Annotated in this window: 9 protein-coding genes; 8 read left to right on the top strand and 1 reads right to left on the bottom strand. The window is 45.6% G+C overall.

Annotated elements, in window-relative coordinates:
- The first annotated feature begins 3 nt into the window (after window positions 1-3).
- From tssA to AACV32_RS09360, 8 genes are all read left to right on the top strand, one after another.
- Complete coding sequence (tssA, locus tag AACV32_RS09325) at window positions 4-1401, top strand: type VI secretion system protein TssA (protein WP_017049291.1); 1398 nt, start codon at window positions 4-6, stop codon at window positions 1399-1401.
- A gap of 17 nt (window positions 1402-1418) precedes the next feature.
- Entirely contained in the window at window positions 1419-4964 is a 3546-nt protein-coding gene (tssM, locus tag AACV32_RS09330) for a type VI secretion system membrane subunit TssM (protein ID WP_017045001.1), read from the top strand.
- A 57-nt stretch (window positions 4965-5021) separates the two neighbouring features.
- Window positions 5022-6317, top strand: coding sequence for a type VI secretion system ImpA family N-terminal domain-containing protein (locus AACV32_RS09335; RefSeq protein WP_170894966.1), 1296 nt, complete (start codon window positions 5022-5024; stop codon window positions 6315-6317).
- A 167-nt stretch (window positions 6318-6484) separates the two neighbouring features.
- Window positions 6485-8533, top strand: a complete 2049-nt coding sequence (locus AACV32_RS09340) for a type VI secretion system Vgr family protein (RefSeq protein ID WP_170894967.1) — start codon at window positions 6485-6487, stop codon at window positions 8531-8533.
- The gene (locus AACV32_RS09345; protein WP_170894968.1) at window positions 8533-9327 is read left to right on the top strand and encodes a DUF4123 domain-containing protein; all 795 of its coding nucleotides are present in this window, start codon (window positions 8533-8535) and stop codon (window positions 9325-9327) included. Before AACV32_RS09340 ends, AACV32_RS09345 begins: the two co-directional genes overlap by 1 nt.
- Window positions 9327-11462: a phospholipase effector Tle1 domain-containing protein gene (locus tag AACV32_RS09350; RefSeq protein ID WP_170894969.1), complete on the top strand. Its 2136-nt coding sequence runs from the start codon at window positions 9327-9329 to the stop codon at window positions 11460-11462. Before AACV32_RS09345 ends, AACV32_RS09350 begins: the two co-directional genes overlap by 1 nt.
- A 1-nt stretch (window position 11463) precedes the next feature.
- Window positions 11464-12204, top strand: a complete 741-nt coding sequence (locus AACV32_RS09355; RefSeq protein WP_170894970.1) for a DUF2931 family protein — start codon at window positions 11464-11466, stop codon at window positions 12202-12204.
- 76 nt (window positions 12205-12280) lie between these two features.
- Window positions 12281-12676, top strand: a complete 396-nt coding sequence (locus AACV32_RS09360; protein ID WP_081265593.1) for an MAPEG family protein — start codon at window positions 12281-12283, stop codon at window positions 12674-12676.
- Window positions 12677-12681: 5 nt separating this feature from the next.
- Here the strand turns inward: AACV32_RS09360 and AACV32_RS09365 are convergent, their stop codons facing one another.
- Window positions 12682-13314: an START domain-containing protein gene (locus AACV32_RS09365; protein ID WP_088733109.1), complete on the bottom strand. Its 633-nt coding sequence runs from the start codon at window positions 13312-13314 to the stop codon at window positions 12682-12684.
- Window positions 13315-13448 lie beyond the last annotated feature (134 nt).

The following is a 13448-nucleotide window of genomic DNA, read 5'->3' on the forward strand; positions in this document are numbered from 1 at the left end:
CCAATGGAGTTAACCGATTATCGCCGCTGTATTACTCAGCCTATTCAAGCCGATAACCCTGTGGGTGAGCGGCTGATTGATGATCCGCTGTTTGATTTTGTTGAAGATCAAATGATGAAAGTGGGGTCACTCTCCCACGCTAGTGTGCAATGGGATGAAGTCGAACACAGTACGCTCAAACTGCTCAGCGAAAAAAGTAAAGATCTCAAATTATTGATCTACTTGTTGCAGTGTTTGCATAACCAAGTCACACCGCTACGTTTCACCACGTCGCTGCAGCTGCTGAGCGATTTCATGTCCCTTTACTGGGAAGATTGCTTCCCTGCGCCAGGCAAAAGAGGCAGTTTGCCACGTCGCAAATTCTTCAGCCAGATTGTGCAGCGGTTAGCCTTAGTCATCGACAAGTTAGATTTCGCACAATTTGATGGACCAGATCGTGATGAGTTAAACACCGCGATCGACGCGCTACAGCAAGCGACTACTCAAGCCGGACTGATGTCTGAAAGCGTTGAAAGTCTAGTGGCTAAAGTTCAAGCCCAACTGCGCCGTGCAACAGAACGTGAGCAAGCGACTCAACATGTGCAAGAGGCTCCGGCGGTTGAACGTAAAACCACCACCCAGAGCGCCATCTCAGTCGACAGTTCAAGTGACAAAGCCACTAAGCAGACCTTACTAAAGGTAGCTGAGTTTTTGTCTGAACAAGAGTTCGGCATTGCCTTGGCAATACGAGTCAGGCGTTTTGCCGTGTGGTCAAGTATTACCTCATTACCTGAGCACGACGTCAGCGGGGAAACACTGTTACGGGCGATGGCGCAAGAACGAATCAAAGAGTATCACGACCAAATGCGTAGCCCAGATTTAGCCTTATGGCGCAAGGTAGAGCAGAGTTTGACCATGGCACCTTACTGGTTTGAAGGGCAAATGATGAGCTATCAAATCGCGCAAAGTTTAGGCCAAAAGGCGTGGAGTGAAGCCATTTTGAGTGAAAGCCAGCAGTTTGTGGCACGTCTACCTGCGCTGCTCGAGTTGAAATTTAAAGGAGGCGAGCCTTTTGTCAATGCGAGCGTAAAAGAGTGGCTACTCAGCCAGCAGCAAAGTAGCGCCCAAGGCCAAGTAGCAGGTGATTGGCAAGACAAACGCAAAGAGGCGTTTAGCTTAGCGAAAGAGGGAGGCATTGCGGTGGCGCTCTCTATGCTCAACGATGGCCTGGTCAGCGCCAGTGAGCCAAGGGATAAATTCTATTGGCGGTTATTATCGGCTGATTTGTTAAATAGCAATAATTTAGATGCGATGGCGAAAGAACAGTACCAAACGTTACATGCTCAGGTTAGCACCATGAGCGTTACCGATTGGGAACCCTCATTAGTTGAGCAATTAGAACAATACACAACGTCAGAGTAAACGAAGGACACAAACCCATGTGGAAATTTATTGTTGGGATCGCAAGAAAGTTAACACCGGGCATTGCCGCGGCGATGCCTATTTTGCTATTTAGCACATTCATTTTATTGAATGTTGCGATTTGGTGGGCAGGCCCTTGGCTAGAGATCGCGGGGAATAAGCCACTTGAATCGATAACCGCTCGCGCAGTGGCAAGTAGCTTGTTCACTTTAGGTGCCTTGGCCGTTTGGGGCGTGTGGCAGTGGCGAAAATTGCAAGGTTTTAAAGCCGAGCAAAAGCGTGAAGATCAGCTTCGCCAAGATCCAATTAAAGCCTATGAAGAGCGCCAAGAGGTTGAGCTGAACCAAGTGATGGTCAGCATGAAAGAGAACCTCAATAAACGTAATTATCTCTATGCGTTGCCATGGTATTTAGTGCTCGGTTTGGAAAATGCCGGTAAAACCAGCCTCATCAACCGCTCTGGGCAAAACTTTGTTTTTTCTTCGGTAATGCGAGCCTCGGGTCAAAAAAGTGAAAACCCGTATTCGTTTGATTGGTGGATTGGCGATGAATCGGTATTGATCGATCCAGATGGAGAGCTACTGACACAAGGTAACCACAGCAATGATAACGATGGTGCGATGGAGCGCCGTTTGTGGCTTCATTTTGTTAATTGGTTGGAGAGAACGCGTAGCCGTCGTCCACTCAACGGTATTGTTTTAGCGTTAGACGTTTCTCATTTAGCAACCGCAACTGCAACCGAGCGTAAAGCTTACGCCAATTTATTGCGTGCTCGTTTACGTGAATTGATGGAGACGTTATCCACGCGTCTACCTGTCTATATTGCATTGACGAAATTGGATTTATTACACGGTTTTGAACCTTTCTTTAAACATTACTCGCGCAGTCAGCGTGAAGATGTGCTGGGCTTTACCTTTTCGCTCGACTCTATTGATGACTTGGATAACTGGCTCAACGAGTTTTCAAAAGACTACAGTCAGTTTGTTGAGCGCATTAATGATGTACTGCCGCACGCGGTTTCTGTGCCGATGGATTTGGAAGAGCGCAATGCTATTTATAGCTTCACGCGTCAAATCTCCGGTTTAAAAGAGATCTTATTACAATTTTTCAACGATGCATTGGCCAGTGATCAGTTCTCTACGTCGGCTTTGGTGCGTGGTGCGTATTTCACTTCTGTGTATCAACAGGGCGTACCCACAAACGCATTTGATGATGCCGCTTCACGTCGTTACGGGCTAGATCATGCCATTAATAAAGCGCAGCAAGCCAAAAACTCAACGGTTTATTTCACACAAAAACTGTTTAATAACATCATCTATCCTGAAGCTGGGCTTGCTTCAGATAATTTTCGTGTTGCGAAGCAAAAACGGCGCTTGATTGGTTTGTCAGTAGTGGCTTGTTCTATTGCAACTGTGTTATTAGTCGGCACTTGGCATCGTTATTACCTTAGTAACGTGAAGCATTCTGATGCGGTGTTAGCGAAAGTAAACGAGTACAAAAACGAGTTCCCCTCTAATCTTTATTTAGCCTCTCAGCAAGATGTTCTCGTGCCGCTCAATAAAATTCGAGAGGCGACATTGGAGTTTGGCTTCTTCCGTGATAAACCACAGTACATTTCCGATTTTGGTTTGTACCAAGGCCACACGATTGGTCCAATGGTTGAAGCGACCTATTTGAATTTATTGGAAAACCGCTTTTTACCTCTGCTAATGGCTGATGTCGTTGTGCAGCTTAACCAAGCCAAAACAGATGAAGAGAAGCTGGCCGTGCTGCGCGTCTATCGCATGATGGTAGATAAAAGCGGCCGCTATAAGGATTATGTACTCGATTATTTCTCCAAATACTGGCAGCAAGAGTTCGCTGGGCAACGCGTGATCCAAGAAGAACTACTGGGGCATTTAGACTACGCCATGTTACACACGGATTTAGCGGGTGATCGCGCGCGCGGTGATCGCAATGCAGAGTCGGTGATGAAGCCTTATGATCAGGTGGTGGCGAAAGTGCAGTCTGATCTTGGTTCTATGCCTAACGATCAACGTGTTTACCGTAATTTGAAGTTGAATGCACAAACGGTTCTTGGCCCCTCGATCAATTTACGCAACCTGATTGGCCCCGTCTTTGATGTGGTTTTTGAAGAGCGAGTGGTCAACAGCAGCTCGCTGTATATTCCGCAAATGCTTACCAAAAAAGGGTTTGAAGATTACTTTATGCCGCAATCAGAATCCGTTTCTGAGCTGGCCTTGATCGACAGTTGGGTACTAGGGCAATCCAAATCGGCTCAATTTAGCGAAGCGGATAAGCATGACCTTCGTAACAAAATCCGCAGCTTGTATGTGGCGGACTACACCAATACCTGGCGTGCGGCTCTTAATGAAATCAGCGTTAAGTATTTTAGCGACATCAATGACGCGGTGTCAGTATTAGAAAACTTTACTGGCAACATTGAACCGATGCAGCGTTTGCTTCGCACTTTAGAAAGCAATACTCAAATGTATGCCAGCGTGCCTAAAGATGAAGCCGCGCAAAAAGAGCTGTTAAAAAATCCAAAATACAAAGTTGCTTCGCAGATTGATGCGCCCTTTGCTGAACTAAACGCTATGCTCAAGCCAGTCGGTGATAAGCCAGCGTACATCAATGAAGTGTTAGTGGCGGTGGAAGAGTTACAAAATTACCTCAAATCTATTCAAGAAGCGCCAGATGTTGGTATGGCTGCGCTTGATGCCACTAAAGCACGCGTAAAATTAGTGAACGCTGATCCAATTTACACGGTGAAACGTATTGCATCAGGTTTGCCTAAACCGCTCGATACTATGGTGTCTAAACTGGCGGATGAGAGTTGGTATGTTGTCAAACAAGAAGCGATTAAGCACCTTGAAGTTCGTTGGCATGATGATGTTTACAAAACCTTTGAAGAGAAATTAGCTGGGCGCTATCCATTTAATGAGTCATCCAACAAAGACAGTTCTCTTTCTGACTTTGAAGCGTTTTTTGCGCCCAACGGCACATTAGACAACTTCTACAACAACCAGCTAAGAATGTTTGTGGAAGAAAATATTGCGGTCAATGATGACGATAACGCGCAGTCGATTATTCGCAAAGACGTTCTAGAACAGCTCAAGCAGGCAAAGAAAATTCAGCAAGCTTTCTTTAACCGCAAAGGGGTCTTAGACGTTAGTTTCTCGGTTGAACCGTTACGCTTGAGCAACAACAAACGCCGCAGTGTGTTGAATGTTGATGGTCAATATCTCGCTTACAGTCACGGCCCAAGAGACAGTGTCGAGTTGATTTGGCCAAATACGCTGCGTGATTCTGCGATCTCTAAAGTAACGTTAGTGCCGACTAAAAATAATATGTCGCCACGAAGTATTAATATCCAAGGTCCGTGGGCATTTTTCCGCTTGCTTGAACAAGGTGATGTGGTGGGTGCTAGTTCCACGTCGGTTGACTTTAAGTTTGCAGTTGACGGTGGTGAGATGATTTATCGACTCAATTCAGAGGCAGATATTAACCCATTCACCGAGCGGTTATTTAAGTCATTCAAACTCTCGAAAACCCTTTACTAAAATAATAGTGAGGAGCGATTGGTCATCGCTCCTCAACTCACTTAGGACGCTGTAGTCATGTCCAATATTGTATTTATCGACCACGCTCGTTTTCATTTGATAGATGATGCTGCCGCTGTTCGTCACATTGATGCCTACCAAAAGGTGAGAGATGAGATCAATCGTCGTAACAACCCATTATCAGGTGGTCCAGACTGGGCTGTGGTGAAAGTTTCTTGTGAAACATTAGCAAAAGGCCCGGGGATTGACCTTTTGCTGTGCGGTTATTACACCGTAGCCTGTTTAAAAATGCAGGGCTTAGCGGGATACGCCAATGGTGTTGAACTGTTGTGCTGCTGCTTAAGTAATTTGCCAAAACCGGACGTAAAATCGGCGAAAATGCGCAAGGAAGTGCTCGATTGGGTTAATGCTCGTGTAGTGCGGGAGTTAAAAGATCTGCGTCCGAATCATGAAGCACTGCGTGATTTATACCGTTGTGAGCGCTTTTGTGAGCGCATGCATGCCATTTTAGAGCTGCAACAGCCGGACTATTTGGTTGATTTCGAAGGAGTAGGTTTTGCTATTTTTGAACATATTGATCGTTTAGAAACGCAATATCATTCGCTGCTAAAGCGTCATACCCAAACGGAACAGGTTGAGCAGGTTCGTAATCAAAAGCGCTCACGTGTTACGCATGTGGCCGCTTTTATATCCGGTGTTCTTGGTGTTGTGATGGTGTATGGAGCCGTCACTTATTTGCCGTTTTTCAACTCAATATCTTATGCAACCAACCTAAGGTTACCTGCTTTACATACGCCAGAGCAGGTCAATGCGTTTCAACAGGCCAACTCGCCAGCCAAGCTTGAACAGTTGTCAAATGAGATTGTGCCATTGTACCGAGAGGCGATTGAGCAAAAAATGGCGCGCTCTTTTGAATCGGCTCGTGTTGAAGCCCAGCAAGTGTTGGATGCGTTATTGCAACTTTATCCCCAAACCGAATCGGTGCTGGAGGTTGATCAAGCGTTTGCCGATGCTAAGCGTGAAGCTCTGCAACAAACTGAGCGCTTTATGGAGCGTTTTAGTGAAACGCGAACCAAGATGGCCAACATCGCGCTGCTCGCGCAAAAAGGAAAATTAACCGAACTGCAAAGACAAACCAAATCGCTGGAGGAGTTCGCTATTAGTCTGTCACCTATTTATGGGAGAGCTGCATATGTCGAAGAGTTGCTCAAAAAAGGTGATGTTGTACAGGCTGAACAGGAGTTTATGATTCTGAAGCAGCGGCTTAATAATTTGAGCTGGAAAATGGCCGAGCTCGACAAGCAGTTTGAGCATTTGACTGTGACACATAATCAGGAAGCTCAGACTCAATAAGCTGAGCAACAATTGGTTATTGAAGGGCAACTTTTTGCTCATATCAGGCAGTTTGTTGCCTTTGTCAATCGAGCTGTTTATAAGCTCATGAATATCAAAGAAAAATATCTGGCACTGCACTTGCTGTACTAGTGTCATTTTGCGATAAAAGAGTGGAAGGGAAAAAGATGGCAAGGTTAAGTTTTAGGCTCACCGTGGAGGGTTTGGCAGACGACACGTTAGTGGTGCGTGAATACCATGGCGTGGAATCGCTGTCTGATAGCGCGCAAGCGGGCCTGCGCTGCTACGGTTTTCGCTATGAGATAAAACTGGCCAGCCGCCAATCTGGCTTAACGGCGCTGGAGCTGGTGGACAAAACCGCTCAGCTTGAGATGCTGCGTGATGGCCTTGTCGTGCAGCGTGTGCACGGCATTGTGCGTCAGTTCAGTAAAGGCGATATTGGCCATCATCACACCTTTTACTCACTGACCTTAGTCCCGGCATTAGAGCGGTTATCACTGCGCCAAAACAGCCGCATCTTCCAGCTCAAAACCGTTCCCGAAATCCTCTCCATCGTACTGCAAGAAATGGGCATTAACGACTACGCCTTCTCGCTGAAACGTGAGTGTGCTCAGCGTGAATTCTGCGTGCAGTACCGTGAGACGGATATCGACTTCTTGCACCGCTTAGCCGCCGAAGAAGGCTTGGTGTATCACTTCATCCATGAAGAGGGGAAGCACACCCTCTTTTTCAGTGACGACAGCCAAAGCCTGATAAAGCGAGAAACGCCTATCCCTTACAACGCCCTTGCGGGTGGCGTGATGGAAAGCCCTTATGTGTCGCAATTAACGCAACACAGCCAAACCGAAGTGAGCCACAGCGCGCTGCAAGATTACAGTTTTAAAAAGCCGAGCTACTCGTTTGCTCAGCAAGCGCAAGGGCGCGAGATGGATTACCAGCAAGCGACCTACGAGCACTTTGATGCACCGGGTCGCTTTAAAGACGACATCAGCGGCAAAGCCTTTAATCAAATTCGCTTAGAGTACCTACGACGAGAAGCGCGTACCGCGAGCGGAAAAAGTAACCATCCGGGCCTGCAAGCGGGCACAAAGTTCGACTTACAAGAGCATCTTGACGACAGCATGAACCGCGACTGGGTTGTCGTGCAAGTGCATCATCAAGGGCGTCAGCCACAAGCATTGGAAGAAGAGGGCGGCAGTGGCGCGACCACATACAGCAACCAATTCACGCTCATTCCTGCTGATGTCACGTGGCGTGCGACACCGCAAGCCAAACCTCAAGTGGATGGCCCTTGCATGGCGTTAGTCGTGGGCCCTGATGGCGAAGAAATCTTCTGTGACGAACATGGCCGCGTCAAACTGCATTTCCCGTGGGACAGATATTCCAACGGCGATGAGCACAGCTCGTGCTGGGTGCGCGTCTCACAAGGTTGGGCTGGCAGCCAATATGGCATGATAGCCATTCCGCGCATTGGTCATGAAGTCATCGTCTCGTTTCTCAACGGCGACCCAGACCAACCGATAGTGACAGGCCGTACCTACCATGCGACCAACAAAGCGCCGTACACACTGCCGGATAACAAAACCAAAACCGTGCTGCGCAGTGAAACGCACCAAGGAGAAGGGTTTAACGAGCTGAGTTTTGAAGACCAAGCAGCGCAAGAGAAAATCTACCTACACGCGCAAAAAGACTTAGACGCCTTGGTGCTCAATGATGCCACGGCGCACATCAAGCACGACCAGCACCTCACGGTGGATAACGACCAGTTTACGCACGTTAAACATAACCACCACCTCACGGTGGAGGGCGAAAGCCGCGAATCGGTTAAGGGTAGCTGTATATTAATGGTCGATGGTTCCTTGCACGTAAAATCAGGGCAAGTTTGGACTAATGAAAGTGGAGATGAAATCCACATCAAAGCTGGACAAAAAGTGGTGATCGAAGCAGGGTCAGAAATTACCGTGACAGCCGGTGGCAGTTTTGTCAAAGTTGATCCTGCTGGTGTCCATCTTTCTGGGGCGGGCGTTAATTTAAACTCAGGCGGAAGTGCGGGCAGTGGTAGTGGTTTTAGTGGAGATTTACCGTTATTACCTGGTGAGCTTGAACTGCAAAAATCCCCCGCGCCACCTCAAACCATTCTTTACCAAGCGCTATTGCAAGCTGAAGAAGCACGAGTGCCAGCCGTAAAAGTATGCCCATTAGCCGGGGATGCCTAATGTTGAAATCGTGGTTTGAAGCACAGTCAGAGCATCAATATTGGTTGGTTGATCATAAACTTCACAAGCTTGCTTTAGCGCAAAATAGTGGTTTTGGATTTGAGGAAGCCGTGCCTTTATTTTATGGCTCCATGTTTGACTCAGTTATGCCGCTATCACCGTGGCTAATTCCGGTCACTGATATTGTCTTGGAGTTGCCAGAATCGCTCCTTGCTCAAGGACTAGTGTTGTCAAGCCAGGTAAGCACACAAGAAGTTTTGGGTCATCTGCGGAGCTTATTAGTTGCCGCATTAGATGGCGAAGAAGTGATGTTTCGTTTTTACGATCGTGATGTGATTATTCCCATACTACGAGCGATGGATGAAACTGAGGTGAATCACTTTTTAGGCAACATCAACCAATTGGTGGCGATTGATCACCATGAAGAAGACGCTCTCATTACCTTCAGTAATACCTCATGCAGTGAATTTGTGCTTCGCCACGGGACTTGGTGGAAGATGTTACCTCACCACCTAGCGCCTTTGTACAACATAAATGTTCATGCCAATTCCTTAGAAAGACGTTGGTGGGAGCTATTGCCGCATCTTTTACAACGCCTAGAATCACCGCAGCAGACGATACTATCAGCCTTGCAATCAGCATTAGAAAAGCAAAATAGCTACGAGGTCGCAGAGCAGCATGCGTTAGTTGCACTCGTCACTGCAACCGATACCGCGCTTGATGATTTATCCCATCCTTTACATTTAACATCGGATGAACTGAAAGAGTTAAAAGCCATTAAGGAGAGCTGGTAATGAGAAGTACAACAGGAGTTAGCCCTTTTTGTGCGCCGTGTGAAAATCGAACGCATTGGATTGAAATTATCATCCGTGATGAGTTCAATAAGCCATTTGAAGGCATCACTGGTACTATCACTGACTCTGCAAAGCATAAATTTCCCGTCGTATTAGGTGAAGCACCTATCTTGCTTAAAACGCTTGCCCCCGGCCCGGTGACGCTCACTCTCGATGCTGAACAATGGTTAAGAGAGTCTCAGGGCAAACTGAGAACACCCAATAATGAAGCCGATCCTACTTTGGATTTTGCCAAGCAATACCAAGACCATTTAGGTAATAGTGCTAGTTTTCTAAACGTAACCAGTGGCGATCTAACCGAATTAACGCCAGAACAAGCTCTACCCGTAAGGCACCAAAAAGGCCAAGCGGATGCTTGTAATTTACTGACAGATAAAAGTTATGTTCTTAAAGTGAGAGGATTTAACTTTATTACCTTACGTGTAGGTATGTTTTTTGATGGTACGGCCAATAATAGCTACAGTGCGCAGTGGGGGAAAACTCAACTAGAGAATTACTATCAAACATGGAAAATGAAATACAAGGTTGATTGCGACATTATTTCCAGAAAAACAGGGCGGCTTAAAAACGACATTCCTGCTACTCACTTATCGAGCGAGTGTTTTGATTATCCTAAAAAAGACAATTTCTTTATCTCTTTATTTAAAAATGATGAAGGCGAAGTAGAGACAGTGGCAGGCAGTGCTAGTAATGAACTAACCAATGTACAGAAGTTGTTTGAACTTTATGAGAAAAATCAATTTTCTGAAAACAGGCTTGCCTATTCTATAGCTGAATATGTTACTGGTATTGGTACAGGAAATAGCACAAATATTGCGCCAGCTGATGAATCGGAAATTTTTGGGCAGGGGGCTGGGATAGGTAAATATGGTGTGACCGCTAAAGTCAGTACTTCCATAGAGCAACTGTCAACGTCAATTATAAATATTAAATCAGTCTTTGCTGAAGCAGATCCGAATACCGTTGACGGTTTTAATAAGCTGCAGTTTGATGTATTTGGCTTTAGCCGTGGAGCCGCTGCCGCAAGACACTTCATCAATGTGGTTTTGGATGGCGAGCAGGGCGAGTTTGCTCAAGCGTTTAGCAAGGCGTGCCAAAAAAGTGGCGTTCCCTTGGCGTATGGGTTTGATTGGGATGAAGCAGATGAGGCTAAAGCCAACTGTGAGATTACTTTTGCAGGCCTGTTTGATACCGTAGCTTCTGTGGTTGACCTACTCTCTTTTGATTTTTCAACTCATCATGATAACGGTGATGTGAGGTTATGGCTTGATCCTCAGCGCGTTCGGCGTGCTGTTCATTTAACCGCCGATCCTAGCATTGAGTGCCGCTATAACTTTAGCCTTAACCATCTTAACTCTGTGGATTCGGCTGCGCATTTTCATGAATTTGTTCTTCCCGGAGCCCATTCCGATATTGGTGGCGGTTACCATTCACGCCTGAGCTACAACAATAGTGATTATCTCTTGCCGATCTTAGAGAAGAAGTTGGTGAAGCGTGTGAGCCGCTCTTTCTCTGACCGCTGGGATAAGGATCGCGCCGAGCAATACGTGAGAAGAAAGCTGGCTGAGTATAAACAGCGTGATTTAGCCACCGGTTGGCAGAAGAGTGATTACACAGAGCCACAAATTGAGTTTATTAATCATGGTAAAAAAGAGGGCGGCAGAGTGGTCGGTCGCCTTTATATACAGCGTAAGGTGGAAGGTGAACTCTCCCGTTTATACCTCAGATTAATGTATGGTTTAGCTGAGTTTCAGGGGGTGCCAGTGGCCGATGACGATGGTTTTCTATGGCAAGACCCGGATCGTGGTGCTTATAGAGTTGTCGACTTTCCTGAACAATCGAATAATATTTTAGCTACCAGTTTTAAGACATTAAATCAAAAAGTACTGGATATGGCAAAGCAAGGGCAGTATGCCAAGTTAGAGAGTGAGTTTGATGCAAAACGTAAACAAGAGTTGATGCAGTTAAACTTATTTCACCATTCATCTGATGATAGTTTTGCACTCAAACCGCTTTGGGATGAAAGTCAAGGTTGCTACAAGCGTGCCAGCTACCCATGCGAAAAAGGGAAATAGAATGTATTTCAAAAGTGTATCTGTTTTGTTGATCACGGTATTGTTAAGTGCTTGCTCATCTTATGCGGGGCCAATACCAGAGAAGGCATGGAGCGTTAGCGTCTCTATGTCCTCTTTTTACCCTGTTAAAGTTACTCAAGCTTATGGAGTAAATGAGGCGCAAAACTGGACGTCTCCTTTGCATACCTTTTCTCATTTTATGAGAATTAGTGATCTAAAAAATATTCAAGATTGGTTACCTGAATATGATGGTTTTGGATTGCCTGTACATAGTTTTGCTATGAATACGCAGGGTGAGCAAGTTGTAAAGATTAAATTGCCACCAGATAGTCTTTACTTGTATTGGGTTTCACTTATCAACACTCAGTTTTATGTCACCAAATATACTGTATCTGAAGACGTTAAAAGTTTGATGGCAAGAAAAAGTCTTTACCAAAATCGAGATGGTTCATTGGGTAATGTTTGTTATCGCACCGAATTCGTGTTCGGTTTACTGCCCAATGGACAAGCCAAAGTTTGGCTAAGAGGTTGTGGCGAGACCGTATATCTAGCAGAATTAGCACCAGATAAAGTCATGGATCGTGATAGCAACGGTTTTACAGCTGACACATATAAAGAGGCTTCTTATTTAGGGCGTATTCACCAACGCGCAAAAGACGCAGGTGTATCAATTGACCCGATTCCTTGGGATAAAGTAAATAAGGTGTATTCGGCGCAGGAGATTAAGCCACTCCAGCACTAGAGATTGCTTTGAATCAGAGTAGTGATCTGAACGTGCTTGATGCACTACTATAGAGACACTGCTGACTTGAAAAGGAATGACCATGGTTACTGCTCTATATGCATCGATACTTTCAGCATTATTTTTGTGGCTAGCGATTAACGTTATTAAACAGCGTCGGGCTAACCAAGTGAGATATGCCGATGGTGGAGTACCAGCACTGCAATTAGCTCGCAGCGCGCAAGGAAATGCCGCAGAATACATTCCTATTACTTTAATCCTAATGGGGTTATTGGAGTTTAATGGTGCCAGCGTATGGTGGATCCACGGGGTAGGTATCACGTTTATCGTTGGCCGAATTTTACATGCCAGAGCGATTTTAAGTGACCAACTTAAAGGGCGGATTCGTGGTATGAAGCTAACGTTCAGTGCGATGGTTATCTTGATCGTGCTGAATATTATTTACCTTCCTTTTGGCCAAGTATTGGGTTAAGAATGCTATTCATTCACGGCGGGGTGAAGTTTATCTTGATAGGTGGCCAATTCTCGGCGCAAGCCTTTAAATGTGGTAAAGGCACTGTCAGTGGACAGTTTGTTCACTAACCAGTTAGGTAGTGCACCTCCTGGATTAGCGAAGGCAATATAATCGATGTGAGTCATACCATTAGTCAGTTTTTGCAGCGTCCAATGTGCGTTGACTTGAGTGATACGGATGTATCCCGGTTGTTCAGGCAAGTAATTTAGGGCATCCACTATGTCTAAACTTAAACCATTAGGTAGCATTTCAAATTTTGAATAAGTCACCATATCTCTGTTTTTAGCTGGCCATGGTGCCGAGAATTGGGTGTAAACAATATTCTCGGTATCTGAAATTTTTTGCAGCACACGGCTGTTACTCACGTTATCTATCCAGTTTGGTACATGTTCACTGTCATCTAATAGCCGCATAAAAGCGAAATAGCTGGTGGGTACGAACATTTGCGCCCGTATTTGGACTAAGCCATCGCTATGGTGGCGCGAGTAGATCGTAATGCCGTCTTCTGATTTTACCTGTAACCAATCGACCGAAGTCGCTGCCAAACTAGCAACATTGCTAAATAGTAGGCTTAAACCGACTATCCATTTCATCATGGTTCTTTCCTCATTGATGTTGTAGCACGTGGCCTTATTTTTGTCGTGTTGGTTACAAAAAGTGGGTTTAAGAACTGCACTAGCATAAAAACATAAATATATTATGTATACGTTTTGTTTTATTAGTTTTTGTT

The sequence above is a fragment of the Vibrio sp. B7 genome (genome assembly GCF_963888765.1).
Classification (GTDB): Bacteria; Pseudomonadota; Gammaproteobacteria; order Enterobacterales; family Vibrionaceae; genus Vibrio; species Vibrio anguillarum.

Bases quoted from the DNA above. Each gene is read 5' to 3' on its own strand.
- tssA (WP_017049291.1), top strand. From the start codon at position 4: ATGGAGTTAACCGATTATCGCCGCTGTATTACTCAGCCTATTCAAGCC.
- tssM (WP_017045001.1), top strand. From the start codon at position 1,419: ATGTGGAAATTTATTGTTGGGATCGCAAGAAAGTTAACACCGGGCATT.
- AACV32_RS09335 (WP_170894966.1), top strand. From the start codon at position 5,022: ATGTCCAATATTGTATTTATCGACCACGCTCGTTTTCATTTGATAGAT.
- AACV32_RS09340 (WP_170894967.1), top strand. From the start codon at position 6,485: ATGGCAAGGTTAAGTTTTAGGCTCACCGTGGAGGGTTTGGCAGACGAC.
- AACV32_RS09345 (WP_170894968.1), top strand. From the start codon at position 8,533: ATGTTGAAATCGTGGTTTGAAGCACAGTCAGAGCATCAATATTGGTTG.
- AACV32_RS09350 (WP_170894969.1), top strand. From the start codon at position 9,327: ATGAGAAGTACAACAGGAGTTAGCCCTTTTTGTGCGCCGTGTGAAAAT.
- AACV32_RS09355 (WP_170894970.1), top strand. From the start codon at position 11,464: ATGTATTTCAAAAGTGTATCTGTTTTGTTGATCACGGTATTGTTAAGT.
- AACV32_RS09360 (WP_081265593.1), top strand. From the start codon at position 12,281: ATGACCATGGTTACTGCTCTATATGCATCGATACTTTCAGCATTATTT.
- AACV32_RS09365 (WP_088733109.1), bottom strand. From the start codon at position 13,314: ATGATGAAATGGATAGTCGGTTTAAGCCTACTATTTAGCAATGTTGCT.